The sequence below is a fragment of the Kitasatospora purpeofusca genome (genome assembly GCF_034043715.1).
GTDB lineage: Bacteria > Actinomycetota > Actinomycetes > Streptomycetales > Streptomycetaceae > Kitasatospora > Kitasatospora purpeofusca_A.
The window spans coordinates 1-23,422 of the sequence record NZ_JAXCLC010000100.1 but is presented as its reverse complement, the minus strand read 5'-3'; the positions used below and the strand labels follow the sequence as shown (position 1 = coordinate 23,422).

21 protein-coding genes are annotated in these 23,422 nt (G+C 74.4%); 10 read left to right on the top strand and 11 right to left on the bottom strand.

Annotated elements, in window-relative coordinates; genetic code table 11:
* The 7 genes from SM793_RS33640 to SM793_RS33610 form a co-directional block, all read right to left on the bottom strand.
* The coding region (locus SM793_RS33640) for an FHA domain-containing protein (RefSeq protein ID WP_320442124.1) at window positions 1-1,291 on the bottom strand (1,291 nt) is incomplete at its 3' end.
* A 73-nt stretch (window positions 1,292-1,364) separates the two neighbouring features.
* Window positions 1,365-2,720 (bottom strand): VWA domain-containing protein, encoded by a 1,356-nt coding sequence (locus SM793_RS33635; RefSeq protein WP_320442123.1) that lies wholly within the window; start codon window positions 2,718-2,720, stop codon window positions 1,365-1,367.
* Between the two features lie 209 nt (window positions 2,721-2,929).
* Window positions 2,930-4,261 (bottom strand): PP2C family serine/threonine-protein phosphatase, encoded by a 1,332-nt coding sequence (locus SM793_RS33630; protein ID WP_320442122.1) that lies wholly within the window; start codon window positions 4,259-4,261, stop codon window positions 2,930-2,932.
* 3 nt (window positions 4,262-4,264) lie between these two features.
* The gene (locus tag SM793_RS33625) at window positions 4,265-6,895 is read right to left on the bottom strand and encodes a serine/threonine-protein kinase (protein ID WP_320442121.1); all 2,631 of its coding nucleotides are present in this window, start codon (window positions 6,893-6,895) and stop codon (window positions 4,265-4,267) included.
* A gap of 5 nt (window positions 6,896-6,900) precedes the next feature.
* Window positions 6,901-8,394, bottom strand: coding sequence for a hypothetical protein (locus SM793_RS33620; RefSeq protein ID WP_320442120.1), 1,494 nt, complete (start codon window positions 8,392-8,394; stop codon window positions 6,901-6,903).
* 226 nt (window positions 8,395-8,620) lie between these two features.
* Window positions 8,621-9,634: a glutamate ABC transporter substrate-binding protein gene (locus SM793_RS33615; RefSeq protein ID WP_320442119.1), complete on the bottom strand. Its 1,014-nt coding sequence runs from the start codon at window positions 9,632-9,634 to the stop codon at window positions 8,621-8,623.
* Between the two features lie 15 nt (window positions 9,635-9,649).
* Window positions 9,650-10,975 carry a hypothetical protein gene (locus tag SM793_RS33610; RefSeq protein WP_320442118.1) on the bottom strand — a complete coding sequence of 442 codons (1,326 nt, stop codon included), beginning with the start codon at window positions 10,973-10,975 and terminating at the stop codon, window positions 9,650-9,652.
* A 462-nt stretch (window positions 10,976-11,437) separates the two neighbouring features.
* Here SM793_RS33610 and SM793_RS33605 point away from each other — a divergent pair, with 462 nt between their 5' ends.
* From SM793_RS33605 to SM793_RS33595, 3 genes are all read left to right on the top strand, one after another.
* The gene (locus tag SM793_RS33605) at window positions 11,438-12,016 is read left to right on the top strand and encodes a nucleosidase (protein WP_320442117.1); all 579 of its coding nucleotides are present in this window, start codon (window positions 11,438-11,440) and stop codon (window positions 12,014-12,016) included.
* A 45-nt stretch (window positions 12,017-12,061) separates the two neighbouring features.
* Window positions 12,062-12,586 carry a DinB family protein gene (locus SM793_RS33600; RefSeq protein WP_320442116.1) on the top strand — a complete coding sequence of 175 codons (525 nt, stop codon included), beginning with the start codon at window positions 12,062-12,064 and terminating at the stop codon, window positions 12,584-12,586.
* 128 nt (window positions 12,587-12,714) lie between these two features.
* Window positions 12,715-14,304: a hypothetical protein gene (locus SM793_RS33595; RefSeq protein WP_320442115.1), complete on the top strand. Its 1,590-nt coding sequence runs from the start codon at window positions 12,715-12,717 to the stop codon at window positions 14,302-14,304.
* Between the two features lie 125 nt (window positions 14,305-14,429).
* Here SM793_RS33595 and SM793_RS33590 read toward each other — a convergent pair whose 3' ends face one another.
* A complete protein-coding gene (locus SM793_RS33590) occupies window positions 14,430-15,470 on the bottom strand; it encodes a sigma-70 family RNA polymerase sigma factor (protein WP_413816095.1) in 1,041 nt (346 codons plus the stop codon).
* A gap of 101 nt (window positions 15,471-15,571) precedes the next feature.
* On the opposite strand from SM793_RS33590, the gene SM793_RS33585 reads away from it, so the two are divergent.
* Window positions 15,572-16,411 carry an SDR family oxidoreductase gene (locus SM793_RS33585; protein WP_320442114.1) on the top strand — a complete coding sequence of 280 codons (840 nt, stop codon included), beginning with the start codon at window positions 15,572-15,574 and terminating at the stop codon, window positions 16,409-16,411.
* Here SM793_RS33585 and SM793_RS33580 read toward each other — a convergent pair.
* Entirely contained in the window at window positions 16,398-17,021 is a 624-nt protein-coding gene (locus tag SM793_RS33580; RefSeq protein ID WP_320442113.1) for a cysteine hydrolase family protein, read from the bottom strand. The genes SM793_RS33585 and SM793_RS33580 overlap by 14 nt on opposite strands.
* A 71-nt stretch (window positions 17,022-17,092) precedes the next feature.
* Here SM793_RS33580 and SM793_RS33575 point away from each other — a divergent pair, with 71 nt between their 5' ends.
* The 4 genes from SM793_RS33575 (at window position 17,093) to SM793_RS33560 (ending at window position 20,924) form a co-directional block, all read left to right on the top strand.
* Window positions 17,093-18,058, top strand: coding sequence for a GlxA family transcriptional regulator (locus tag SM793_RS33575; RefSeq protein WP_320442112.1), 966 nt, complete (start codon window positions 17,093-17,095; stop codon window positions 18,056-18,058).
* Window positions 18,059-18,343: 285 nt separating this feature from the next.
* Entirely contained in the window at window positions 18,344-19,717 is a 1,374-nt protein-coding gene (gene gltX, locus SM793_RS33570) for a glutamate--tRNA ligase (protein WP_320442125.1), read from the top strand.
* Window positions 19,718-19,918: 201 nt separating this feature from the next.
* The gene (locus SM793_RS33565; RefSeq protein WP_320442111.1) at window positions 19,919-20,419 is read left to right on the top strand and encodes a cupin domain-containing protein; all 501 of its coding nucleotides are present in this window, start codon (window positions 19,919-19,921) and stop codon (window positions 20,417-20,419) included.
* Between the two features lie 88 nt (window positions 20,420-20,507).
* Window positions 20,508-20,924, top strand: coding sequence for a helix-turn-helix transcriptional regulator (locus tag SM793_RS33560; RefSeq protein ID WP_320442110.1), 417 nt, complete (start codon window positions 20,508-20,510; stop codon window positions 20,922-20,924).
* Between the two features lie 13 nt (window positions 20,925-20,937).
* On the opposite strand, the gene SM793_RS33555 is transcribed toward SM793_RS33560, so the two are convergent.
* Together SM793_RS33555 and SM793_RS33550 are read right to left on the bottom strand one after the other, a co-directional pair.
* Window positions 20,938-21,435 (bottom strand): hypothetical protein, encoded by a 498-nt coding sequence (locus SM793_RS33555; RefSeq protein WP_320442109.1) that lies wholly within the window; start codon window positions 21,433-21,435, stop codon window positions 20,938-20,940.
* A 218-nt stretch (window positions 21,436-21,653) separates the two neighbouring features.
* The gene (locus SM793_RS33550) at window positions 21,654-22,127 is read right to left on the bottom strand and encodes an ATP-binding protein (protein ID WP_320442108.1); all 474 of its coding nucleotides are present in this window, start codon (window positions 22,125-22,127) and stop codon (window positions 21,654-21,656) included.
* A 161-nt stretch (window positions 22,128-22,288) separates the two neighbouring features.
* On the opposite strand from SM793_RS33550, the gene SM793_RS33545 reads away from it, so the two are divergent.
* Entirely contained in the window at window positions 22,289-23,254 is a 966-nt protein-coding gene (locus tag SM793_RS33545; protein WP_320442107.1) for a helix-turn-helix transcriptional regulator, read from the top strand.
* Complete coding sequence (locus SM793_RS33540; RefSeq protein ID WP_320442106.1) at window positions 23,211-23,351, top strand: DUF397 domain-containing protein; 141 nt, start codon at window positions 23,211-23,213, stop codon at window positions 23,349-23,351. Before SM793_RS33545 ends, SM793_RS33540 begins: the two co-directional genes overlap by 44 nt.
* The last annotated feature ends 71 nt before the right edge of the window (window positions 23,352-23,422 follow it).

The following is a 23,422-nucleotide window of genomic DNA, read 5'->3' as shown; positions in this document are numbered from 1 at the left end:
GGTGCAGGGTGATCGTGGTCCAGGCGCCGATGTGGACGCGGTCGCCGTCGCCCAGCGGGATCGCGGTGTGCGGGGAGACCGGCTCCGCGCCGCCGTTCACCGTGGTGCCGTTGGTGGAGTCCTGGTCGACCAGCACCCAGGTGCCGTCCGGCTGTTCGGCCAGCAGGGCGTGCTGGTGCGAGGCGCCCGGGTCCTCCGGCGCGACCGAGAGGTCGATCTCCGGCACGGTGCCGCGGTGCTGGCTGCGCCGGCCGATCCGCAGCTGGCCGCGCCCGGTCAGCGGGATCCGCCGCTCGGGGCAGTACGGCGGGAAGAACAGCCCGGCCGCCTCCGGCCCGCTGCGGGCCATCATGTCGGTGAAGTACTGGCGGTCGGCCGCGATCACGGCGAACCAGGTGGTCCGCACCGGCTCGGCGGCCGGGGTCTGCGGCGGCTCGGCCTGCGGGGGCACCGGCGGGGGCACCGGCGGGGCCAGGTGGAACGAGGTGCCGAACTCGTCACCGCGCCGGGCCGGTCCGGGCTGGGCGTAGACCGGGCCGGAGTCCTCGCGCGGGACCGGCGGCCGCTGCGGCTCCGGCTGCGCGGGCGGCAGCCCGTACGGAGCCTCGGCCGGCGGGCCGTACGGGGCTTCGGCCGGCGGGCCGTACGGCGCCTCGGCGGGAGGTCCGTACGGCGCCTCGCCGGCCGGCGGTCCGTACGGCTGCGCCCCGACCGGGCCGGGCGCCGCGGCCTGCCGGCCCTGGGCGGGCGGCGGGTAGCCGTAACCGGCGGGTGCGCCGTGCTGCTGCTGCGGCGGCAGCGGCGGGGCCTCGGCGAGCTGCGGCGCGGCCGGTGCCGCCGGTGCCGCCGGGGCGCCGCCGTACGCCGCCGGGATGTTCAGCGGGGCGGGTGCGGGCGGCGGCGCCGGGGCCGGGAACGGCTGCTGCTGCGCACGCTGCGGCGAGGACAGGTCGTAGTCGTACCCGCACTCCTCACAGAACCGCCCGGTCTGCGGGCTGCGGCAGATCGGGCAGATCACCAGGCCCTCGGTGAGATCGGGGAAGCCCTGCGGCGCCGGTGGCGGGGGCGGCGGCGCCGAACCCGGAGCCGGCATCGCGCCGGGCGGCGGCGGGGGCATCGCGCCCGGGGGGAGCGTGGCACCGTACGGCGCGCCGGGAGCCCCGTGCGCCCCCTGCATACCGGGGTGCGCGCCGGGCGGCGGCGGCAGCGGCTGCGGCGGTGTCATCGGGAATCCGCAGAAGTCGCACCAGTCCTCGGCCTGCGACTCGTGGCCCCTCGGGCAGATCGGCATCAGGTCCCCCCTCAATTCCAGCTCGGCCGGGGCTGGGCCCGGCCGGTTCGCGGCCCGGTCGGCGCTTCGGCGGTCACTTCTTCACGCGGACGGTCTTGGTCGACCGGGTCTCGACGATCATCGAGTCGGCCTCGCTCACGTTCTTACGGAACCGAACGGTACCCTCCCCCGGGTCCACCACGTCCACCACCTTCTGCAGCAGCTTGAAGGTGCCGTCGTTCCCGGTCGCGTGGGCGATCCGGACGGCGGCGCCCAGCTTGGCGGTGGCGAGGTCGACGTTCCCGGCGCGGTGCGCTTCCATGCCTTCCTGGACCGCCGCGGCCAGCTCCGCCTGCCCGGTGTAGTGGGCGACCTGCGGGCTGATCCGGGTGGAGGAGGCGAGGTCGTCGGTCCAGAGCGCCTTGACCAGACCCTGGGACAGCACCTCGGGCATCCCCCCGGCGACCGAGGGCGGCAGGACCAGGCTGATCCGGGCGGCCAGCATCTCGTTGCCGACGGCCGCGGCCGGGACCTCCACGCAGACGTGGTAGTCGCGGCTCTCGTCGCCCCACGAGCCGGTCGGGTAGTCGCCGGCCCTCGGCCCGGCCTCGGCCCGGCGGCCGGTGAGGTCCTCCAGCGCGGGGGCGACCTGCTTGACGAACTTCACCACCGCGTTGGCGGGCGTCCAGATCCGCAGTGCGACATCGGCGACCTGCTTGCCCATCGCGCCCGTCATCATCATGCGGAAGTCCTCGGCCAGGCCGGAGGGTTCGGGGACGATGTCGACGGTGCCGAGCAGCGCGGAGGCGATCTTGCGCAGCTCCTCGACCTTCCAGTCGGTGCCGACGCCCCGGCAGTCGGCGGTGAAGTGGCCGGTGACCCGGCCGATCGCGCGCTCCAGCTCGGCGGCGGTCTCGTGCTCGTTGTTGCCGTCGGTGAGCAGGATGGCGTGCCGGATCGGGATGTCCCGGCGGGTGAGGAAGAGCTGGTCCGCCTTGGTCAGCCAGCTGCCCATGGCGGTGCCGCCGGCCGCGGTGAGCCGGCGCAGCGACTCCCGGGCCCGGGCGCGGGTCTCCGGCGAGGCGATGGCGAGGGTGCCGTCGCCGGGGAAGACCTCGCGGGCCTCGTGGGTGCCGGCGACCACGGCGAACGCCACGCCGTCGCGGACGGTGTCGACGGCGGCGGCGGTGGCCTCGCGGGCGCCGCGCATCTTGCTGGACGGGTAGTCCATCGAGCCGGAGCAGTCCACCAGGATCACCACGGCGGCGGACTGCCCGTCGCCGCCCGCCGAGGCGTCGGTGACGCCCAGCGGGCGGCCGCCCGAGGTGCCGCCGCCGGTCGCGGTGACGGTGACGATGGCGTTCACCTCGCGGGCGCCGTCCGCCAGGTACTCGTTCTGGAAGATCTCCACATCGAACCTGGGCAGGTTCGGCTTCGCCAGTGTTGCCATGGGCCGGTGGCTCCCGTCGGATCGTCGGGTGGTGCGCGGGTGGTGGCCGCGCCGGTGGGACGGGGCGCGGGGGTCGCTCGGTGCTTGCGGTTCGGTGCGGTGCGCTTCGGTGCCGGCGGCCCGAGCGGGTCAGTCGGGCGGGCGGCCCGCCGTGGACCGCGCGCCGGGGCCCGCGCCGAGGGGGCGCGGGCCCCGGCGGCGCGGGCGGGTCAGCGGGCCGGAGGCACCGGCGGGCGGGGCGGCACGGCGGGCGGCGGCGGGACCGGGGGCAGCGGAGGCAGCGGGGCGGCGGGCGAGCCGATCACCGGGATGTCCGGCAGGGTCGGCGCGTGGTCCTCCTCCTCGTCCGCCGGGTCGCTCCCGAACGCCGTGCCGGTCGCGGTGATCACCGGCAGGTCCAGCGCGGTCGCGGTCCGGGCGTCCTCCCCGGTGCCCCCGGCCGCCGGGGGCGGGTCGATCGGCAGCACGGCGACGGTGATGTTGTCGTGCCCGCCGGCCCCGACGGCGAACTTCACCAGCGACTGCGCGGCGGCCAGCGGCTCGGTCCGGGCGTCCGGCCGGACGTAGTACGCCAGGTCGGTGGCGGCCTCGGCGTAGTTCCAGAGTCCGTCGGTGCAGACCAGCAGGACTCCGGGCACGTGCGGGGTGAAGTCGAGGGTGTGCGGCACGACCTCCTCGGCGTCCGCGCCGAGCCAGCCGGTGATGGCGTGGGCGCGCGGGTCCGCGTAAGCCTCGGCCTCGCCCATCAGCCCGGCCTCGACCATCCGGGCCGCCCAGGAGTCGTCCTGGGTGAGCCGGAACGGCTCGGCGGCGACCCGGTCGTCGGGGATCCAGTAGGCCCGGGTGTCGCCGACCCAGCCGATGGTGATCCGCCCGCCGGACGCGATCGCGCTGACGTAGGTGCAGGCCGGCGCGTTGAGGTCGGGCCGGGGCGGCCGGGTGCCGTCGGTGGCGAGGGCGGCCACGGCGTCGGCCGCGTCGGCGATCGCCCGGCGCATCGCCCGGGTCGGGTCGGTGCCCGCCTCCAGCGAGCTGAGCAGCGACTCGGAGGCGGCGTCGACCGCGGTCTCGGACGCCTCGTCGGGCCGGTCGGAGGAGGAGACGCCGTCACAGACCACGGCCACCACGACCGGTTCGCCGCCGGGCAGCGAGGAGGCGGCGATGGTGAAGGAGTCCTCGTTGCGGTGGTGCCGCAGGCCCCGGTCACTGACGCCGGCGACACCGGCCAGCGCCTTCTCCATGTGGTCGCGGGGGCGCGGCTGGGCGCGGCCGCAGGCCTCGCAGTAGCCGTCGGGGGTGACCTGGTGGAGCCCGCAGTGCGCGCAGCCGACCGCGCTCCGGTCGGCCTGGGCGGGCACGGAGGGGGTGTTGGGCAGGGTCGGCGGGTGGTCCTCCCCGCCGCCGGGCCGGGCGGCGGACCAGCCGGCCGGCATCGCGCCGGGGGCGGGACGGCCGTCCCGGCCGGCCCCGCAGGACCCGCAGAAGACGTCCTCCGGGTCCATCGGCTCGGCACAGCTCTGGCACACGGTCTGCTGCGGCATCAGTTACACCCACGTCCTGGGACGGGCCCGGTTGGCCCGTTCCACCATCTCGATCCTGGTCTCGGCCCGGTCGGCCAACCGGGCGAGTACCCGGTAGGACTGCTCCAGGGCGAACCGCAGTTCCCTTTCCACCGCGGGCCGTCCCAGCACGCTGACCTCGCCCGTCGCCGGGCCCGCGGCGTTTCCCCCGGGGGATCCGGCGGTGACCCAGCCGAGCGCCGCGCCGAGTACCTCGACGGCGAGTTCCTCGCGGCGGCGGTCGTCCAGGCGCAGTGCGGTCAGCTGTGCGGAGCTCGCGCCGAGGTCGGCGCCGAGCGGGTCGGTGGTGGGCCGCTCGCGCAGCCGGGCCCGGACGGCGGCGATCCGGGCGGCGGTGTACTGGCTGGAGGTGGCCGGGACGGTCTCCAGGACGGCGACGGCGCCGGCCCGGTCGTCCTCGGCGAGCCGGACCCGGGCCAGCCCGAAGGCGGCACTCAGGTAGCTCTGGTCGGTGCTCCACACCAGGCGGTAGAACTCGGCCGCGTCGCCGCCGTCGCCGAGGAGTTCGGCGCAGACGGCGAGGGCCAGCTTGGGGGCGGCCTCGCCGGGGAAGGCGTCGTAGACGGCGTCGAAGGCCTCGGCGGCGGCGCGCAGGGCCCGTTCGCGGGCCGAGACGCCCTCGGGGGCACCCGTACCCGCGCCCGCACCAGCACCGGCGCCCGCACCGGCTTCGGTATCGGCTTCGGAGGCGGTGACCAGCGAGGCCAGGCCCCGGTACCAGACCACCCGCCAGTCGTCCGGGTGGTCCTGCTCCAGCGCGGCCAGCGCCTCGGCGGACTGGTGCGGCCGGCCGAGTTCGAGCAGGGCGCGCAGCGCCCGCAGCCGTCGTTCGACCGAGTCGGTGGGGGCGCCGTCCAGCGCGGTGAGCGCCTCCGTGGGGTCGGCGGCCAGCAGGGTGGCGAGGAAGCCGGCGTTCGGGTCGGCCGGGTCGACCCGGGGGACGGGCAGCGCGAGCGCGGCGGCGGCCGGGTCGACGGCGGTCAGCCGCAGTTCCCCGGGGCGCACCGTGGCGGCCACCAGTTCGGTGTCGACGACCCGGAGTTCGGGGCCGAACAGGGTGGACTGCGCGGGGCGGGCCCGGCCGTCCTGGAGGGCGAGCACCTCGCGCAGCACGCCGGTGAGCTGGTCGGCCATCTCCTCGGCGGAACCGAACCGGCGGGCCGGGTCCGGGTCGGTGGCGCGGACCAGCAGGCGGTAGTAGGACTCGTAGGCGGCGAAGACCGGGACCGACTCGGGGCCGGGCAGGGTCTCCCGGTAGGTGGTGGAGTAGCCCTGGAAGTCGAAGCTGAGGACGGCCAGGGTGCGGGCCACCGTGTAGAGGTCGGAGGCGGGGGAGGGGCCGTCGGTGGCGATCTCGGGCGCCTGGTAGCCGATGGTGCCGTAGATCGGGCCGTCGTCGTCGAGGCGGCGGACGGCGCCCATGTCGATGATCTTGAGCGCGTCGCCGCTCTGCAGCACGTTGTCGATCTTGAAATCGCAGTACACCAGGCCCCGGGAGTGCAGGTAGCCCAGCGCGGGCAGCGCCTCCAGCCCGTACGCGATCGCCTGCTCGACCGGCAGCGGGTCGCGCCGGCCGTCCGCGGCGCGGCGCTCGTTGGCGATGTCCTTCAAGGACTTGCCGCCGACGTACTCCATCACGATGTAGCCGTCGGTGGCGCCGGTCCGCAGGTCCGGGTGCTCGACGAAGTTGATGATGCGGACGATGTTCGGGTGGTCCACCTCGGCCAGGAAGCGGCGCTCGGCCACGGCCACCGCGAGGGCGTCCTCGTCCCCGGTGTCCAGCAGGCCCTTGAGGACCACCCACTTGTCGTTGACCCGCCGGTCGACCGCCAGGTAGATCCAGCCGAGCCCGCCGTGCGCCAGGCAGCCGACCACCTCGTACTGCCCGCCGACCAGGTCGCCGCGGCGCAGCTTGGGGGTGAACGAGTACGGGGTGCCGCACTTGGTGCAGAAGCCGTCCGGGCGGCCGGGCCGGCCGTTCCGGTCCCGGCCCACCGGGGTGTCGCACTTGGAGCAGAAGCGCTTGCGCTCCGGCACCTCCGGGTTCTCCAGGACGGCCAGCGACGGATCGGCGGCCGGGACGGTCGGCACCGTCACCAGGCCGGCGCCCAGCCGGTGCCGGCCGGCGGAGCCGCTGGCGCGGCTGCTGCGCACCGAGACCGAGCGGCCGCTGCCGGTGCGGGTGGAGCGGTGCGAGCGGGACCGGCCGGACAGCGAACGGGCCGAACCGCTGCGGACGGAGGAGCTGCGGACCGAGGAGCTGCGGACGGAGGAGCTGCGGGCCGGGCCGGTGTCGCGGTCGTCGCCGGTCGGAGGGGCCGAGGCGGCGCCGAGGCCGCACTCGTCGCAGTAGCCGTCGGGGTCGACCGTCCCGGCGCAGTCGCGCGGGCAGGGGTCACCCGGTCCGGCGACGGACCTCCGGCCCGCGGCCGTCCCGCCGCGGGGCCCCGTCGCCGTGCCGGTCCCGGTACGGCTCGACCCGGTGCCCGTACGCGTCGAGGTGGTGCCCGCCGGGGCGAGCCCGCACTCGTCGCAGTAGCCGTCCGCGTCGATCGTCCCGGTGCCGCACTCCGGTCGTACGCACGTCTCGCCCATCACCGTCAGCCCCCCTGTACCCGTCCGTCGACAGCCTGTCCGTCGGCCGGCTCCCCGCCGGCCGCCGCCCCGCCTCGCCCGATCCCGTCCCGTTCGATCCTGTCCTGCACCGCGCCGCCGCCGTACCCGGCCGAGCCGTACCCGGCCGCGCCGGACCCGGACCCCGGCCCGCCCCGCTCCGCCGTCCCCGCGCCCGCCCCGGGCTCGCCCGGCGCCGGTCGGAGCGCCTGCTGGAACCGGGCCACCGCGCCGGCCGCCGCCCGCAGGTCGCACGGCGCGCTCCACAGCAGCCAGCGCGCCTTCTCGTAGCGCTCCAGCACCTCAGGGTCCTCGGCCACCCGGAGCCGGGCCGCCATCGCCTTGTACGCGTCCAGGCGCCCGCGCAGTTCGGCCCGGACGGCCAGCGGCTGGGTCACCTCGGTGAGCGACTGCCGGGCCCGCGCCAACTCCTTGGCGGCGGCGTCCTCCAGTGCGTCGAGCAGCGGCGCCAGCCGGTACCACTGCCCGTTCTGCCGCAGGTCCAGGGCCAGCACGATCCGTTCCCGCAGCGCCGAGGCCGGTCCGGGGACGGCCGGGACCTCGGTGGCGGCGATCTTCGCCAGCACCTCGCCGCGCGCCCGGCGGGCCTCGGCCAGGGTGGCGTCGGCCCGCTGGAGCAGGTCGCCGACGCCCTGCAGCCGCTCCTCGGCGTCGTCGCGCAGCCGCAGCAGGTTCTCCAGCTCCTGCCGGACGCCGTCCAGCGCCCGGCCGGCCCGGTCGAAGCGCTCGGTGTCCACCACTCCGGAGGGCAGGCCCTGGGCGCCGCCGTCCGGCACGGTGCCGCGCTGGGCCGGGACCCTGGCGGGCCGCCAGAGGGCGAGCGGATCGGCGCGGACCTCGGTCCGCAGCCTGTCCAGGTCGGCGTCCAGCGCCTCCAGGTCGTCGCCGAGCGGGTGGGTGCCGGAGCGCACGCCGAGCGAGGCCGCCAGGGTCTGCACCCGGCGCAGTTCGGCGATCAGCAGATCGATCCGGGCCGGCAGCGCCGTCCAGACCGCGTCGGCCGCCGAGACCACCTCCAGCACGGTGGCGTACCAGGAGTCCATCCGGTCCATGAGCTCGTCCAGGCTGACCCGCTCGACCAGCCGGGCGGGTGCGCCGAGCCGCTGCGGGCCCTCCGGAGCGCCGCCGGGCACGGTGACCGCGTCGCCGGTCAGCAGCTCGCTGAGCTCGGCGAGTTCGGGTCCGCCCGGCCTGGCCTTGCGGGCCCGGACCGCGCGGGCCGAGGCCAGCGCCTCCGAGTAGCGGTCGAACAGCCCCCAGAGCAGCGGCAGGCCCTGTCCGACGACGGCCCAGCGCTCCTGGGTCCGCCCGGTCAGTCCGGCGCCGTCGAGCAGGCGCAGGCCCGGGTGGTCCTGGAGCGAGAGCAGCGCGGACTCGACCGCGTCGCGTTCCGCGCCGAGGCGCGCCAGCGCGCGGTCCACCTCCTCCCGGCTCAGTACCGGGCCGGCCGAAGCCGCCATCGTCCCCTCCCCTCCTCCGCCGGCCGTGTGCCGTGCTCCGCTGTGCCGTGCTCCGCCGTGCCGTGCCGTGATCTGCCGTGCTCCGTGGTTCCGGGTCCCGCGGTTCCGGTTCCCGGGGAATCCGCCCCGACCCTAGCGCGCGCCCCTGCCCCCGGGCCGGGCCCGGTCGTCCGGCCGGCCGTCGCCACCGCACCGGTTCCGCCCGTCCGGCCGCCCATCGGGCCCGTCACCGGGCCGTCGGCCAGTGCCGGTCGGCGTCGTCCAGCAGGTAGGGCTTCAACCAGGTGTCGTACGCCCGCCGCCAGCTGCCGCCGGTGTAGTAGTCGTTGAGCACCTGGTTCACCCGGGCCGTCAGATCGGTGCTGGTCTTGAGCATCGCGATGCCCATCACGCCCGGCCGCACCTCGCCGTCGAGCACCCGGACGGTCTGGTCCTGCGCGGCCTGGCTGGCCGCCAGCCCGTCGTCGGTCATGGTGGCGTCGACCTTGCCCAGCTGCATCAGCACCAGGCAGTCGAGGTGGTTCTGCACGGTGACGAGCTGCTTGACCGGACGGGTCTTCAGCTCCTCCTCGGCCGACGAGCCGGAGGCGGCGCAGGCGGTGACGCCGTTCAGTGCCTCGTCCATGGTCTTCGCGGGGGAGGACCTCGGCACCAGGACCCGCTGGCTGGTGGTGAAGTAGGGGCGGGAGAAGGCCACCTGCTCCATCCGCTCGCAGGTGATCGACATGGTCCGGACGATGATGTCGACCCGGCCCTCCTGGATGAACTTGATCCGGTCGGCGGTCGGCACCGCCTTCAACACGACCTTCTCCGGATCGCCCATGATCGCGGTGCCGATCGCCCGGGCGAGGTCGATGTCGAAGCCCTCCACCTGGCCGGTGTTGGGGTTGCGCGAGCCCCACCGGTAGCTGTTCAGGTCGACGCCGACGACCAGGCTGCGCTTGGCCTTGACGGCCTTCACCGCCGGGCCGTCCTCGGTGCTCGGCGGGACGCTGCGGTACAGGTCGCAGTCGGCCTGCCCGCTCTGCTCCGACTGCCCGGCCTGCTCCTGCTGGGCCGCCAGCGGTACCTGGCGCGGTGCGCCGGCCGCGGGGGAGGACTCCCGGGGCCCGCCCGTGCCCAGGACCAGGGCGCCGCTCGCCAGCAGTGCCAGCGCCACCGCCGTCCGGGCCCCACGCAGCGCGGCCGCCCGGCCCCGGCCCGGGTTCCGATCGGTGTTCGTGCTCGTGCTCGTGACCATGTTTCCGTCCCCCCTCTACCGGTACTCGGCCAGTCGGCGGCCGAGGCCGCGCAGGGCCGCTGCGGCGGCCACCAGGCCCAGCAGTGCGACCGCCGCGGCCGCGGTGCGCAGATCCTTGTCGACGCCCAGCGCGGCGTCCCGGAACTCGGCCTCCTCCAGCACCGCCGCGTCGGCGAGCTGCCGGTCGGCGGCGGCGAACGCGGCCTCGGCCGTCTTCGGCGCGTCCGCCTCCCGGGCCGTCACGGTGAAGTCCAGCGCGCCCTGGTAGTCGCCCTCGTTCTCCAGCTTGCTCGCGGTGGTGTGCCGCTCGCGCCACCGCTGGTAGTCGGCCAGGGCCTGGGCGAGCGACTCCCGGGCCGCCGCCGGTGCCAGCGACTGGGCCTGCACGAGGGTGCCGGGCCCGGTGTCGCGCCCGGGATCGGAGGTGAACAGGTGCTCGGTGGTCTTCGACCACAGGTCGGCGTAGACGCCGCTGGAGCCGCGCGCCACGTAGTGGAGGTTCTCCGCCAGGCGGGCCGTCAGCACGTCCACCCGGGCCGCGTTGAGCGCCCGCAGCGGTGCTCCGCCCTCGCGGTCGCCGCGCGCCAGCGCCGAGGCGGCGCCGGTCGCGGCCACCGTCAGCCACAGCACCGCGGCCAGGACGGCGGCGGTGGCGGCCACCAGCCCGATGTTGAACACCCGGTTGGTCCGGCGGAACAGCGTCATCTGCACCCAGACCAGTCCGGTCAGCGCCAGCAGGCCCAGCGCGTACCCGGCCCACGGGGTGGCCCTGGCGGCCTTCATGTCCTCGGCCAGCAGCGCGTTCTCGGCGGCCGAGAACCGCGCGGCGGCCGGCAGCAGCACGGTGCGCATCTGCTCGGAGGCGTACCGCTGGTAGGCGCCGCCGAGCGGGTAGCCCTGCCGGTTGTTGGCCCGGGCGGTCTCCACCAGCCCCGCGTAGACGGGCACCTGCTGGTTCAGGCCGGAGAGCAGTTCCCGGAGCGGCGACGAGGCGGGGGTGCGGGAGGCGGACTCGGAGATCAGCTGGGAGGCCGTCCTGAGGTCCTGCTCGTAGCGTTCCCGGACGGCCCGCGGTTCGGCGCCCGCCAGCAGGAAGCCGGTGGCGGCGGTGGCGTCCGCGTCGGCCAGCGAGCGGTTGATGTCGGCGGCGGCCTGGCTCAGCGGATGGCTGTTGTCGACCACCCGCTGCGCCGCCGCGGCCCGGGAGTTCACCTGGACGGCGGTCAGCGCGCCGAACGCCAGGGTCAGGACCGCGAGCAGCGCTCCGGCCAGCCGCAGCCGCCCCGGCGCCGTCCGGGTGGCCCGTCCCAGCCGGGCGAGCGGCCCGGTCGGCAGGACCACCGCCCCCGTACCGCCGGCCCGTCGCTGGGCCGGCACCGTACCCGCGGGCCGTCCCGGCGTGTGCGCGCCCGGCCCCTCCGTGCGTACCGGTGTCGCCACCAGCCACCCCCTCCCCTGTGGCCCGCCCCCCGTCTCGGGAGCCCGGCCGTTGCCAGCAGTATGGCCGTCACTCCCCGCGGCCACACCCGAGTTGCGCGGATCTTGAGCTGTCCGTCCCCGCTTCGCCCGCCGGGCCCGGGTCCGCCTCGGGCCGTGCGGCGAACGGGTCGACGCGGCACGCACCCTACGCGGTTCCCGGGTTGACCGGAGGATCGGGGTCCGTTTGTGTGGAAGCGGTCCGTCCGGGCGGAAGCCCTGCCCCGCGTCCGGGCGTCCCCGGCGGCGTGAACCGGTCGGGCGCGCTCCCCGGGCGCGGGCGGTGCGGGCCCGATCCACCGCCCCGGTCCTTCGTACGATGGCGCCATGCGCCTTCTGGGAACGATCTCCGCCGACCGTCCGCTGCTCGTCGTCGCTGTCCGGGAGGAGGCCGCCCACCTCGGTGACCGCCTTCCGGTGCTGCTCACCGGTATCGGCAAGGTCAACGCCGCGTCCGCGCTGGCCACCGTCCTCGCCGGGGGGCGGCACCCCTCCGAGGTGGTGAACCTCGGCACCGCCGGCGCCCTGCGCCCCGGCTGGGAGGGCACCCACACCGTCACCCAGGTGATCCAGCACGACCTGGACACCCCCACCCTGTACGCCCTCACCGGCCGCACCTACGGCGCGCCGCTGGTCGTCGGCAAGGGCGGCGACGGACCGGTCCTGGCCACCGGCGACCTCTTCGTCTCCGACCCGGCCGCCCGTGACCGCCTCGCCGAGCACGCGGACCTGGTGGACATGGAGGGCTACGCCGTCGCCGCGGTCGCCCACCGGGCCGGCCTCCCGGTCCGCCTGGTCAAGCACGTCAGCGACGAGGCGGGCGACGGCGCCGCCCACACCTGGCGGGAGTCGGTCGACGACTGCGCCCGCCACCTGGCCGACTGGCTGCACGGACAGGGCTGGTGATGGTCCGGAAGGCGCGGTGTCGGCGGCCCGTCCTAGGCTGGCGGCGTGACCGATGACACCGACGCCCCCGCGCCCGTGCGGGCCGAACTCCGGCCGCCGGGGCTGAACGCCGACGAGCACACCACGCTGCTCACCTTCCTCGACTACCTGCGCACCTGTGTGATCGCCAAGACCGACGGACTGTCCGACGAGGACGCCCGCCGGCCCGGCGTCGCCTCCGGGACCAGCCTGCTCTGGCTGGTGCGCCACCTCACCGCCGTCGAACTCAACTGGTTCCTCTGGGCCTACCGGGGGGACGACGTCGAGCTGTGGGACGACGACGCTCCCTCGCCCGGCGACGAGACGGTGGCCGGGTCGGTGGCCGCCTACCGGGAGGCGATCGCCCGGGCCAACGAGGTGATCGTGGCGGCGGCGGACCGGCCGGACCTTCCCGGTGCGCGCTCGCTGCGGCCCAACGCCGAGGCGCCGTCGATGCGTTGGCTGCTCGTCCACATGATCGAGGAGACCGGTCGGCACGCCGGTCACGCCGACATCCTGCGGGAGTTGCTGGACGGTTCGGTCGGCCGCTGACGGGGGTGGGGGCCGCTGACGGGGGCGGGTGGCCGCCACCTTGACGGGGAGTGGAATACTCCCCCGCGCAGTACCCGGTGCCGCTCCGGCGGCGCCGGGTGTTTTTCACACAGGGGGAATACAAGTTCATGTCATTTTCTGACAGAAGCAGCGGGCGTCGTCGCACCGCGCACGCCGCCAGGACGGCTCTCGGCGCCTCGGCGCTCGCGCTGACGCTGCTCACCACCGCGGCCTGCGGCCCGGACAACAGCTCGGCCGACACCGCCGCCACCGCGGGCGCGGGTGCCGGTGCGGGTGCCGGTGCGGCGCCGAACATCGGGCTGCCGGCCAATCTCGAAGATTTGAAGAAGTGGAAGTTCGACGACTGGGAGAAGTGGGCGAAGGACTACGCCCTCCCGGCCGCCGCCAAGGGCTTCTGGACGCTGGACAAGCTGCTCAAGGCCAAGCCCAACGAGCCGCTCCCGCCGCCCGCGGCCCCGCCTGCGGCCCCGCCCGCCGCACCGGCGCAGCCCACCCAGGCTCCGGCGCAGCCCTCGCAGCCCGCCCAGCCCGCTCAGCCCTCGAAGCCGCCGGCGCAGCCCGGGCAGCCGACGCCGCCCGGTGCGCCGACGGCCCCCGCCACGGCGTCCGGCAAGCCGCCGGCCGGCCAGCCCACCCAGCCGGGGCACCCGACCCCGCCGCCCGTGGCGCCGAAGCCGTCGAACACCCAGCAGCCGGCCTCGCAGGCCCCGGCCCCGCCGGCCCAGCCCACCCAGGCCCCGGCGCAGCCCGCCCAGCCTGCCCAGCCTGCCCAACCGACCCAGGCCCCGCCTGCCGCACCGGCGCAGCCCACCCAGGCCCCGGCCCAGCCCGCGCAGCCGCCGGCCCCGCCGGCCCAGCCCGCGCAGCCGGCCGACAACGGCAACGACCCGCTGCCGAAGACCGTCGACGCCCAGCCGCTCCCGCACCCGTACACCAAGCTCGCCGTGCACGGGAAGCTGTTCGCGGACGCGCCGGGCAGCGGTGCCGAGGCCGCCGCCGGGCTCAGCCACTACCAGTGCTCCGCCACGGTGGTCGCCGACCCGGCCCACCCCGGCAAGAGCAACCTGGTCTGGACGGCCGGCCACTGCATCCACCAGGGCAAGGGCGGCAAGTACTTCAGCAACATCTCCTTCATCCCGGCGTTCAACAGCACCGGCGCGCTGAGCGGCGGCAAGCAGGCCGAGGAGTCGCAGTACGCGCCGCTCGGCATCTGGAACGCCACCCAGGCGGTCACCTCGCCGCAGTGGAAGGCCGAGGGCGGGGACGGCGGTTCGCCGGCCACCCAGTACGACTTCGCGATCATCCGGGTGCAGCCCGGTGAGGGCGGCAAGTCGCTGGAGGAGACGGTCGGCGGCGCCGTGCCGGTCTGGTTCAACGCCCCGCGCGAGCAGCTGAACGTCACCGAGTACGGCTACCCGGCGGCCCCGCCGTTCGACGGCATGGAGCTCAACCGCTGCGAGAGCGGCAAGCCGACCCGGCTGTCCTACGACCCGGCCCGTCCGCCGATGCTCACCATCGGCTGCACCATGACCGGCGGTTCCAGCGGCGGTGGCTGGCTGGCGGTCAAGGACGGCCGGCCGGCGCTGGTCAGCAATGTCTCGGTCGGCAAGCACACCGGTGACCCGAAGTTCCAGGCCGGCCCGTACCTGGACGACGTCGCCGCCGGTGCGTACGACTTCATCTCCAAGAAGGGCTGATCGAAGAAGGGCTGATCCAAGCAGAGCTGATCCGGGAAGGGGCTGACGCCCGCCGGACGCACGACGGCCGCCCCCGCACACTCCGATGTGCCGGGGGCGGCCGCATGCCCGCCCGCCGCAGTGGCTCAGTCGGCGAACGCCGTGAGGTCCAGCGCGGCCAGCCGGTCCGGGTCGGTGAGCACGTCGATCGCCACGATCACGCCGCCCACCACGGTGAACGCCATGATCGACATCGGTCGGCCGTTCGCCCCGATCACCACGACCCCCGCCGCGCCGTTGACCAGCGCGGGCCGCGCGTACGGCGACAGGCCGCGGAACATGACCGCCTGGCCCGCGACCGTCCGGGCCCCGTTGAGCACCACCGGACGCCGCTGCTCCCGCCCGGCGGCGGCCCCGTCGGCGCGCAGTACCACGTCCGGGGCCAGCACCGCGAGCAGTGCGTCGAGGTCCCCGGTGCGGGTGGCGGCGAAGAACGCGTCGACGGCCACCCGCTGGCAGGCCAGGTCCCGGTCCGGTGCGGGCGCGCGGCCCTGAACCTTGCGGCGGGCCCGGCTGGCCAGCTGCCGGGTGGCCGCCGCCGTCTTCTCGACCAGCGGGGCGATCTCCTCGAACGGCACCGCGAACATGTCGTGCAGCACGAAGGACACCCGCTCGGCGGGCGCGAGCGACTCCATGACCACCATCAGCGCCAGCCCGACCGAGTCGGCCAGCAGCACCTCCTGCTCCGGGTCCGGCGCGTCCGCCCGCCTGAGCAGCGGGTCCGGAATCCGCGACGGCTCGATGTCGCCGCCCCCGCCGCCCGCCGCGAGCCGGGACTCGAAGGACTCCTCGCGCCGCTGGGCCCGCGAGCGCAGCTGGTTGAGGCAGATCCGTCCGATCACCGTGGTCAGCCAGCCGCCGAGGTTCTCCACCTCGGAGGTGTCGGTGCGGTCGTAGCGCAGCCAGGTGTCCTGGACGGCGTCCTCCGCCTCGGCGATCGAACCGAGCATCCGGTAGCCGACGGCCCGCAGGTGCGGCCGGTGCGCCTCGAACGAGTCCACGTCCCCCGACCCGGCGCCCCCTGCGGTACCGGCGTCCTGTGCGGTCCCGGCGTCCTGTGCCGCGCCCGCCGCGCCCGCCGGGTCCGGCGCGTCCGCCGCTTCCGCCGCCAGAAAGTTCTCGTCCACCCGTGTCACATTCCTCTGTCGCCGTGGGTCATAGCTCCGGAAGCACGAAGCTAGCGGGTCCGCCGGAAGGGCGGCCTCCGCTCGTCCAAGGAGTGACGATCATGACTCTCCCGACCCACGCCCCCGTTCTCGTGACCGGCGGCACCGGCACCCTCGGCCGCCACGTCGTACCGCTGCTGCGGGCGGCCGGCCGCGACGTCCGGGTGCTCACCCGCAACCCCCGCCCGGCCGCCGACGGGGTCGAGTACGTGGCCGGCGACCTGCTCACGGGCGCCGACGGGAAGGGCGCCGGCGGCAAGGGCGTGGACGCCGCCCTCGCCGGGGTCGAGGTGGTCCTGCACCTGGCCGGCGACGCCAAGCACGACGAGGCCACCACCCGCAACCTGGTCGCCGCCGCCCAGCGGGCCGGGGTGCGGCACCTGGTCTACATCTCGGTGATCGGCGCCGACCGGGTGCCGCTCGGCTACTTCCGGGCCAAGCGCGCCGCCGAGCAGGCCGTCGCCGGCTCGGGCATCCCGTACACCACGCTGCGCGCCGCCCAGTTCCACGACCTGACCGCGAAGACGGCGGCCGCGATGGGCAGGCTGCCGCTCGTCCCCGGGCTGGGCGGCATGCGCTGGGAGCCGGTCGACGCGCGGGACGTCGCCGAGCGCCTGGTCGAACTGGCCCTGGCCGCGCCCGCCGGGCTGGTCCGGGACCTCGCCGGTCCGTCGGTCCGCACGCTCGGCGACCTCACCCGCGACTACCTCGCCGCCGCCGGCAAGCGCCGCCCGATGGTGCCGCTGCGGGTGCCCGGCAAGGTGGGCCGCTGCTACCGGGAGGGCGCCAACCTCGCCCGGCCCGGCGCCGACCGGGGCGCCCGCACCTGGGAGGCCTTCCTCGCCGAGACCCTCCCGGCGGGCGCGGCGGCGGGCGCCACCGGCCGGGTCAGGACCAGTTGACGGCGGCGGGCGCGCCGGTCTTCGCCGCCGTGGCCACCGCCGCGGTCGGCACCACCTTCGCGAACCGCATCGCGTGCAGCACCGTGGCGGTGGCCCGGGCGAGTTCGGCGGCGGGGAGGGTCACGCCGTCCGGGCCGGTCATGTCGAAGGCGTGCATGGCGTCGATCGGGAAGACCGTGTCGTAGCCGAGGTTGCCCGCCATCCGGGCGGTGGTCTCGTTGCACACATTGGTGATGATCCCGGTGACCACCACCTGTCGGGCGCCGCGCTCCTGGAGCCAGGCGTGCAGGTCCGGGGTGCCGTAGAAGGCGCTGTTCACCGTCTTGGTGATGTGCAGCGCGGGCTCGACCGCCGCCACGAAGTCCTTCAACTCGTAGCCGGGGGTGCCCGGTTCGAGCGGGCCGGTGGTGGAGGCGTGCTGGACGACCACGATCGGCCGTCCGGTGGCCTGCCACACGTCGATCAGTTCGCCGATCCGCTGCTCGGCCCCGGGGTTGTCCCGCCCGCCCCAGAACGCGGTGTCCTCGAAGCCCTTCTGGACGTCGATGACGACCAGGACGGCGTCGGTGTCGATGGTGAGCGGGGCGTCGAAGGCGCTGGTGTTCGTCATGCGTCCATGGTGCGGCGGGCCCGGGGGCACCCGTGAGCGGCGGTGGAGCCACCCATCGATACGATCCTGCCATGCGTACGGTGGGGTGTCTGGTCTTCGACGGGGTGCGGGCGTTCGACTACGCGGTGATCGGCGAGGTCTGGGCCGACCGGGCGGGCCTCCCCGGCGTTCCTGACTTCGAGCTGCGGGTCTGCGGCCCGGACGGCGCCCGGGTGCGGCTCGGCGGCGGGCTGGAACGCGTCCCGGACTTCGGGCTGGACGCGCTGGCCGCCTGCGACCTGGTCGTGGTGCCGGGCGTGCAACGGCCGGACGAGCCGCGCGACCCGGCCGTGCATGCCGCGCTGCGCGCCGCCCACGGGCGCGGCGTCACCATCGCCTCCCTCTGTGCGGGCGCCTTCGTCCTGGCCGAGGCCGGCCTGCTGGACGGCCGCACCGCCACCACCCACTGGGCCCTCGCCGACCGCCTGGCGGAGCGCTTCCCGGCGGTGGACGTGCGGCCCGAGGTGCTGTTCACCGGCGAGGGCCGACTGTGGACCTCGGCCGGGGTGGCGGCCGGCATCGACCTCTGCCTGCACCTGGTCCGCGCGGCCCACGGCGAACGGGCTGCCGCCTCGATCGCCCGCGCGATGGTCACCGCGCCCTTCCGCTCCGGCGGCCAGGCCCAGTTCATCCCCTCCCCGGTCCCGGAGCCGGCGCCCGCCGGGGACGACCCGCTCGCCCGCGTCCGCACCGAGGTCCTCGCCGCCCTCGACACGCCCTGGACCGTCCGCCGGATGGCCGCCCTGGCCCTGATGTCCGAACGCACCTTCGCCCGCCGCTTCGCCGCCGCGACCGGCACCACCCCGCTGCGCTGGCTGCTCGACCAGCGCATCCTCACCGCCCAGCGCCTCCTGGAGGACACCGACCTCCCGGTGGACGCGGTCGCCGTCCACTGCGGCTTCGCCTCCGCCGTCTCGCTGCGCCCGCCCTTCACGGCCCGCCTCGGCGTCCCACCGCGCGAGTACCGCCGGACGTTCCGGGGGCGGGACGGTATGTGACCGGCCCTCGGGCGGCTGAGGACCTGGTCGGCCGGCCGCACCGCGCTTCTCGGCGACGCGGGCTACTGCGCCTCGCCGCTCTCCGGCCAGGGCACCGGCCTCGCCCTCGTCGGCGCCTACGTCCTCGCCCAGGAACTCGGCCGGGCCCGGGACGCCGAACCGGACACCGGCAGGCCCGGGGCGGGGTGCACGTGACGGGGACAGGTCCCCGGCCCGATACCCTTTGGTTCCATGACCGAGGTTTCCCGTCCCGTCCGCGTCCGTTTCGCTCCGAGCCCCACCGGCATGTTCCACGTCGGCGGCGCCCGCTCTGCGCTGTACAACTGGGCGACGGCACGACAGCAGGGCGGTGTCTTCGTCCTGCGGATCGAGGACACCGACGCAGCCCGCAACAAGCCCGAGTGGACCGACGGCATCATCAGCGCCCTCGCCGCGATCGGCATCCACGAGGGTGACCCGGCCTTCGAGGGCCCGTACTTCCAGTCCGCCAACGCGGGCATCCACCGCGCCGCCTCCGAGAAGCTGTACGCGGCCGGCCGTGCCTACTACTGCGACTGCACCCGCGAGCAGACCGCCGAGCGCACCGGCTCCGCCCAGACCGGCTACGACGGCTTCTGCCGCGAGCGGAGCCTGGAGTACGCCGAGGGCCGGGCGCTGCGCTTCCGCACCCCCGACGAGGGCGCCACCGTCGTGGTGGACCTCATCCGCGGCGAGCCGGCCTTCCCGAACTCCGCGATCGAGGACTTCGTGATCGCCCGCGGCGACGGCAGCCCGGTGTTCCTGCTCGCCAACGTGGTCGACGACCTGGAGCAGGGCGTCACCGAGGTCATCCGCGGCGAGGAGCACCTCTCGAACACCCCGAAGCAGCAGCTGCTGTGGGAGGCCCTCGGCGCCACCCCGCCGGTCTGGGCGCACCTGCCGGTGATCGTCAACGAGAAGCGGCAGAAGCTGTCCAAGCGCCGCGACAAGGTCGCGCTGGAGGACTACCTCGCCGAGGGCTACCTGCCCGAGGCGATGGTCAACTACCTGATGCTGCTGGGCTGGGGCCCGAAGGACGATGTCGAGATCCGGCCCTACGCCGAGCTGGAGCAGCTGTTCCGGATCTCCGAGGTGAACGCCGCCTCGGCCTTCTTCGACGTGGCGAAGCTGCGCTCGTTCAACGGCGAGTACATCCGCGCCCTGACGGTGGACGCGTTCATCGCCGCCTGCGCGCCGTACCTGGCCGCCGACCGCGCGCCGTGGCCCGCTGAGGCGTTCGATGCGAAGGCGTTCGCCGAACTCGCCCCGCTGGCGCAGTCCCGGATCGCGGTGCTGGGCGAGATCGTCGAGCAGGTCGACTTCCTGTTCCTGCCGCAGCCGGTGGAGCACGAGCAGTCCTGGGCGAAGGCCATGAAGGACAAGGACGGCGCGCTGGCCCTGCTGCGCACCGCCCGCGAGAAGCTCGCCGCCCTCGCGGACTGGAAGGCCGAGCCGTTGAAGGCCGAGCTGGAGGCCGTGGCGGCCGAGCACGGGTTGAAGCTGGGCAAGGCGCAGGCGCCGATCCGGGTCGCGGTCACCGGCCGCACCGTGGGTCTGCCGCTGTTCGAGTCGATCGAGGTGCTGGGCCGCGAGCGGACCCTGGCCCGCCTGGACGCGGCGGCGGAGCGCCTGGCCGGCTGACGCCGGAGCCGTTCCGCACGGGCCGCATCCCCGAGGTCGGGGGTGCGGCCCGTCGCCGTTCCCGGGGTCTTTTGCGCGCTCGAATTGACCCATGATTCTGGCAACGGAATGCACCCCTCGGCAGGTCGATCGGGCTCATAGAGTGATCATCACAAGGCCACGGCAGGGGAGCCGGAGCCACCCGAGACGGGGGGAACCACCATGAACGCCAGCTCGATCAAGCCGATCCTGACCCGCGCCGCCACCGCCGAGACCACCAGCGACCCGAGCAGCGTGATGACCCTGCTCGCCGACTCCGGCACCGACGGCAGCCCGGTCACCAGCTACCGGTCCACCTTCGCCAAAGGTGCGGTCGGCGCCCCGGCCCACTTCCACACCCGGGCCTCCGAGCTGTTCTTCGTCATCGGCGGCAAGCTCCAGGTTCTGCTGGACGAGAAGGTCGAGACCCTGGAGAGCGGCGACTTCCTGCTCGTCCCCCCGCACACCCCGCACGCCTTCGCGGCCGCTCCCGGTTCGGAGGCGGACGTGCTGTTCGTCTTCACCCCGGGCATGCCGCGCTTCGACTACCTGCGCCTGCTCGGCCGGGTGATGCGGGGCGAGGCCAGCCCGCAGGAGATCAAGGACTCCTCCGAGCTCTACGACAACCACTACGTCGACAGCCCGCTGTGGCGCGCCACCCTGGAGGCGGCGGCCGGGGCGTGACATTCCGGCGCCGGGTGTGGCAACGCCTGGTCTGGGCGTAGCATATTTGATACGCTTCGGGCCAGGCGAACGGACGGAGTGGGACGCGATGACTCAAGGCGCCTTCTGGGACGACCTCGTCCAGGATCTTCAGGACCCCGAGTTCCTCCGTGAATACGTGGTCGAGTCGATGCGCATCGCCACGATCGACCGCATCGTCAATGAGCTCGACGAGGCCCGTGAAGCAGCGGACCTCTCCAAGGCCGCGCTGGCGAGGGCCATCAGCGCAGAGCCGGCAGTGATCCGACGCCTGTTCTCGGCGGGTCACGTGAACCCGACCTTGGGCACACTGGCCGAGGTCGCGGCCGCTCTGGGGATGCGCATCACCCTTGAGCCGCTTCCCGAGGCCGAGCGGAGGTCGATCACTGCTCCGCTGTTGGAGGGGCAGGCGGCGGACGTCCTAATGCTGGCGGAGCACCTGGCAGCCATGCGCGACACGAAGGCCCGGTCCCGCGCCGCCGCCTGACTGCTTCGCGCTGTCAGAGCTTCGAGCGGGGGTTCCGCTTCAGGTATTCGGCCCCGAGTTCGCGGACCCCTTCGTAATCCGCGGCGGACAGCACGGTCCTGAAGGGCTTGTCCAGACCGCAGACGACCACGAGGAGGGGCTTCGCGGCACCTGCGGCCTCGTAGTCGAGCAGGCAGAAGAGGCGGTAGTGGCGCCTCTTCGGCCCGTCCACCCGGACCTCGAACCAGCCGGCCATGTCGCCTTTCATGGCCTCCCAGTAGCCGCCTCCGGCGAATCGCTTCGGGGGCGCGGCGGCGACGGCGACGAGTACTGCCCGCATCGTGGCCCTGACCTTGGTCGGGCAGATCTCGTTCAGGAAGATCCGCCCAGGGGTCTGCTGTCCGGGGTCGTCATCAGGGTGGTGACGGAAGAACACCACGTCGTGCGCATCATCGCTGGACGCCCCGGTCTTGACCTGAGGGCGAACCGGAGCGGTTTTCGGACGGCGCCGATCTCGGGGGTCGGGAGTCATGGGCGGATTATCGCGTAACAGTCACGGCGCTGTGGGTGTTTCCCAGGGGGATGTGTCTCCCCTGCCGGCCCGGCCGTGCGGGTTCGCTGCACGGTCGGGTCCGTCCGAGTGCGAGGGGCGGTCGGGCACTGGCGCAGATCACGTGCACGGATCCGCGCTCGGAGGTTCATCGGCCGCGGGTCGGTGGAGAGTTGGGCGGATACCTCGCAGGGGGAATCTCAGACCGTCACGAGTCTCGGCGACCGGCCGAAGACCAGTTCGGTGAAGCCGGGTGCGGGGAGGATCAGCACCCAGACGAACTTGCCGATCCCGCCGGCGCGGGGGCAGCAGCCCCAGCGCTCGGCGAGTTCGTCGACGAGGAGGAGGCCCCGCCCGCACTCCTCGTCGGGACCGGCCGAGGGGCGGAGCGTGGGGCGCCCGCCACCGGCGTCGTGCACTTCCAGTCGAAGCCGGTCGGCGACGACGGCGAACCGGACCTCGACCAGCCGGTCCGGCGGCGCGTCGGAGTGCCGGACGGCGTTGGTGACGAGTTCACCGAGCAGCAACTCGCCGATGTCGGAATAGCGTTCGCCGCGCGGCAGGCCCGCGAGGTAGGCGCGGAGGAAGGACCGGGCGAGGGGGGCGGACGCGTCCCGCGAGGGGAGCCGGGCGGCGAACTCGCGGGGCCGGCGGACGGTACGGAGAGAGGGCATGGCGAAGCCTCCGGGGGAGAGGGGGGAGTGGAACAGGCTCGCGAATGGGGCGCGATATTCACGCTGTGCAAGCGAATAACTGCGTTCCGGTGTCAATCATCGCCGGTCTCTGGGTACGGTGACTGCCGATTCGTGGTGCAGCGGGCCATGGCACAAGAGGGGTGGCGGACGTGTCACATCGGAAGGCAGATGCGGGACCCACGGCGAGTCCGGCGAAGCTGTTCGGGGAGGCGTTGCGGTTCGCCCGGGAGCGAGCGGGCCTCACGCAGGAGGCCCTGGGCAAGCTCCTGCACTGTGATCGCACCGTGGTGACGCGGTACGAGGGAGGCCACCGGCCGATGCCTGTCGATTCGGTCATGGCCTGCGACGACATCCTGCAGACGGGCGGAATGCTCTACCTGCTCTGGAAGCGGGTTGACTGGCAGGCCGATGTGGAGCATCCGGACTGGTTCCAGAAGTACGTGGATCTGGAGGCCGAGGCGTTGGCGATCCGGGTGTATCAATCCGCCCGAGTCAATGGCCTGTTGCAGTGCGCGGACTACGCGCACGCGTTGTTCCGGTTGGGGATTGACGGCGGTAGCCCGGCGTTGCTGCGGGATCGTGTGACCGCCCGAATGGGTCGGCAGAAGCGGCTGCTCGGGCCTGACGGTCCGCTGCACATCGCAGTGCTGGACGAGAGCGTGATCCGCAGCGTTGTCGGTGACCCGGGGGTGATGAGGCGCCAGATGGAGCACCTGCTGGAGGTCGGCGAGCGCCCCAACATCAGTATCCAGGTGGCGCCCTTCGACTGCGTCCGAGTGAGGCGTCCCGGAACCTCAATGTTCTTGCTGGAGATGCCGGATGGGAGCGAATGGCTCTACTCGGAGAGTCTCTGTCGAGGGCACTTCAGTGATGCCGCATCCGTCGTTGCCGAGCATCGGGGCGACTATGATCTGCTGCGCGGGCACGTACTCTCGGTGAGCGACTCTCGGACGCTGATCGCCGATGCGATGGAGGAGTACCGATATGAAGAGCGTCGACCTCAGGGCGGCCACATGGTGCAAGAGCAGCTACAGCGGGGACAACGGGGGCGAGTGCGTCGAGGTGGCCCTCGCGTCGCCCTCCCCCGGCGTCGTCCCGGTACGTGACTCCAAGGATCCCTCCGGGCCGGTCCTCCTCTTCCCCTCCGCCGCCTGGGGTTCCTTCCTCTCCGCCCTTCGGGACGGCACACTCCCGGTTGGTTAGAACCACCCCTGGGTATGGGCTAGTATTTACCCATCACCCAGTTGCGCGGGTGGCGGAATAGGCAGACGCGC

Excerpts from the sequence above, each read along its gene's own strand:
- gltX (WP_320442125.1), top strand. The coding sequence starts at position 18,344 with ATGTTCCACGTCGGCGGCGCCCGCTCTGCGCTGTACAACTGGGCGACG.
- SM793_RS33580 (WP_320442113.1), bottom strand. The coding sequence starts at position 17,021 with ATGACGAACACCAGCGCCTTCGACGCCCCGCTCACCATCGACACCGAC.
- SM793_RS33630 (WP_320442122.1), bottom strand. The coding sequence starts at position 4,261 with ATGCCGCAGCAGACCGTGTGCCAGAGCTGTGCCGAGCCGATGGACCCG.
- SM793_RS33555 (WP_320442109.1), bottom strand. The coding sequence starts at position 21,435 with ATGACTCCCGACCCCCGAGATCGGCGCCGTCCGAAAACCGCTCCGGTT.
- SM793_RS33615 (WP_320442119.1), bottom strand. The coding sequence starts at position 9,634 with ATGGTCACGAGCACGAGCACGAACACCGATCGGAACCCGGGCCGGGGC.
- SM793_RS33550 (WP_320442108.1), bottom strand. The coding sequence starts at position 22,127 with ATGCCCTCTCTCCGTACCGTCCGCCGGCCCCGCGAGTTCGCCGCCCGG.
- SM793_RS33560 (WP_320442110.1), top strand. The coding sequence starts at position 20,508 with ATGACTCAAGGCGCCTTCTGGGACGACCTCGTCCAGGATCTTCAGGAC.
- SM793_RS33585 (WP_320442114.1), top strand. The coding sequence starts at position 15,572 with ATGACTCTCCCGACCCACGCCCCCGTTCTCGTGACCGGCGGCACCGGC.
- SM793_RS33575 (WP_320442112.1), top strand. The coding sequence starts at position 17,093 with ATGCGTACGGTGGGGTGTCTGGTCTTCGACGGGGTGCGGGCGTTCGAC.
- SM793_RS33565 (WP_320442111.1), top strand. The coding sequence starts at position 19,919 with ATGAACGCCAGCTCGATCAAGCCGATCCTGACCCGCGCCGCCACCGCC.
- SM793_RS33595 (WP_320442115.1), top strand. The coding sequence starts at position 12,715 with ATGTCATTTTCTGACAGAAGCAGCGGGCGTCGTCGCACCGCGCACGCC.
- SM793_RS33625 (WP_320442121.1), bottom strand. The coding sequence starts at position 6,895 with ATGGGCGAGACGTGCGTACGACCGGAGTGCGGCACCGGGACGATCGAC.
- SM793_RS33605 (WP_320442117.1), top strand. The coding sequence starts at position 11,438 with ATGCGCCTTCTGGGAACGATCTCCGCCGACCGTCCGCTGCTCGTCGTC.
- SM793_RS33635 (WP_320442123.1), bottom strand. The coding sequence starts at position 2,720 with ATGGCAACACTGGCGAAGCCGAACCTGCCCAGGTTCGATGTGGAGATC.
- SM793_RS33620 (WP_320442120.1), bottom strand. The coding sequence starts at position 8,394 with ATGGCGGCTTCGGCCGGCCCGGTACTGAGCCGGGAGGAGGTGGACCGC.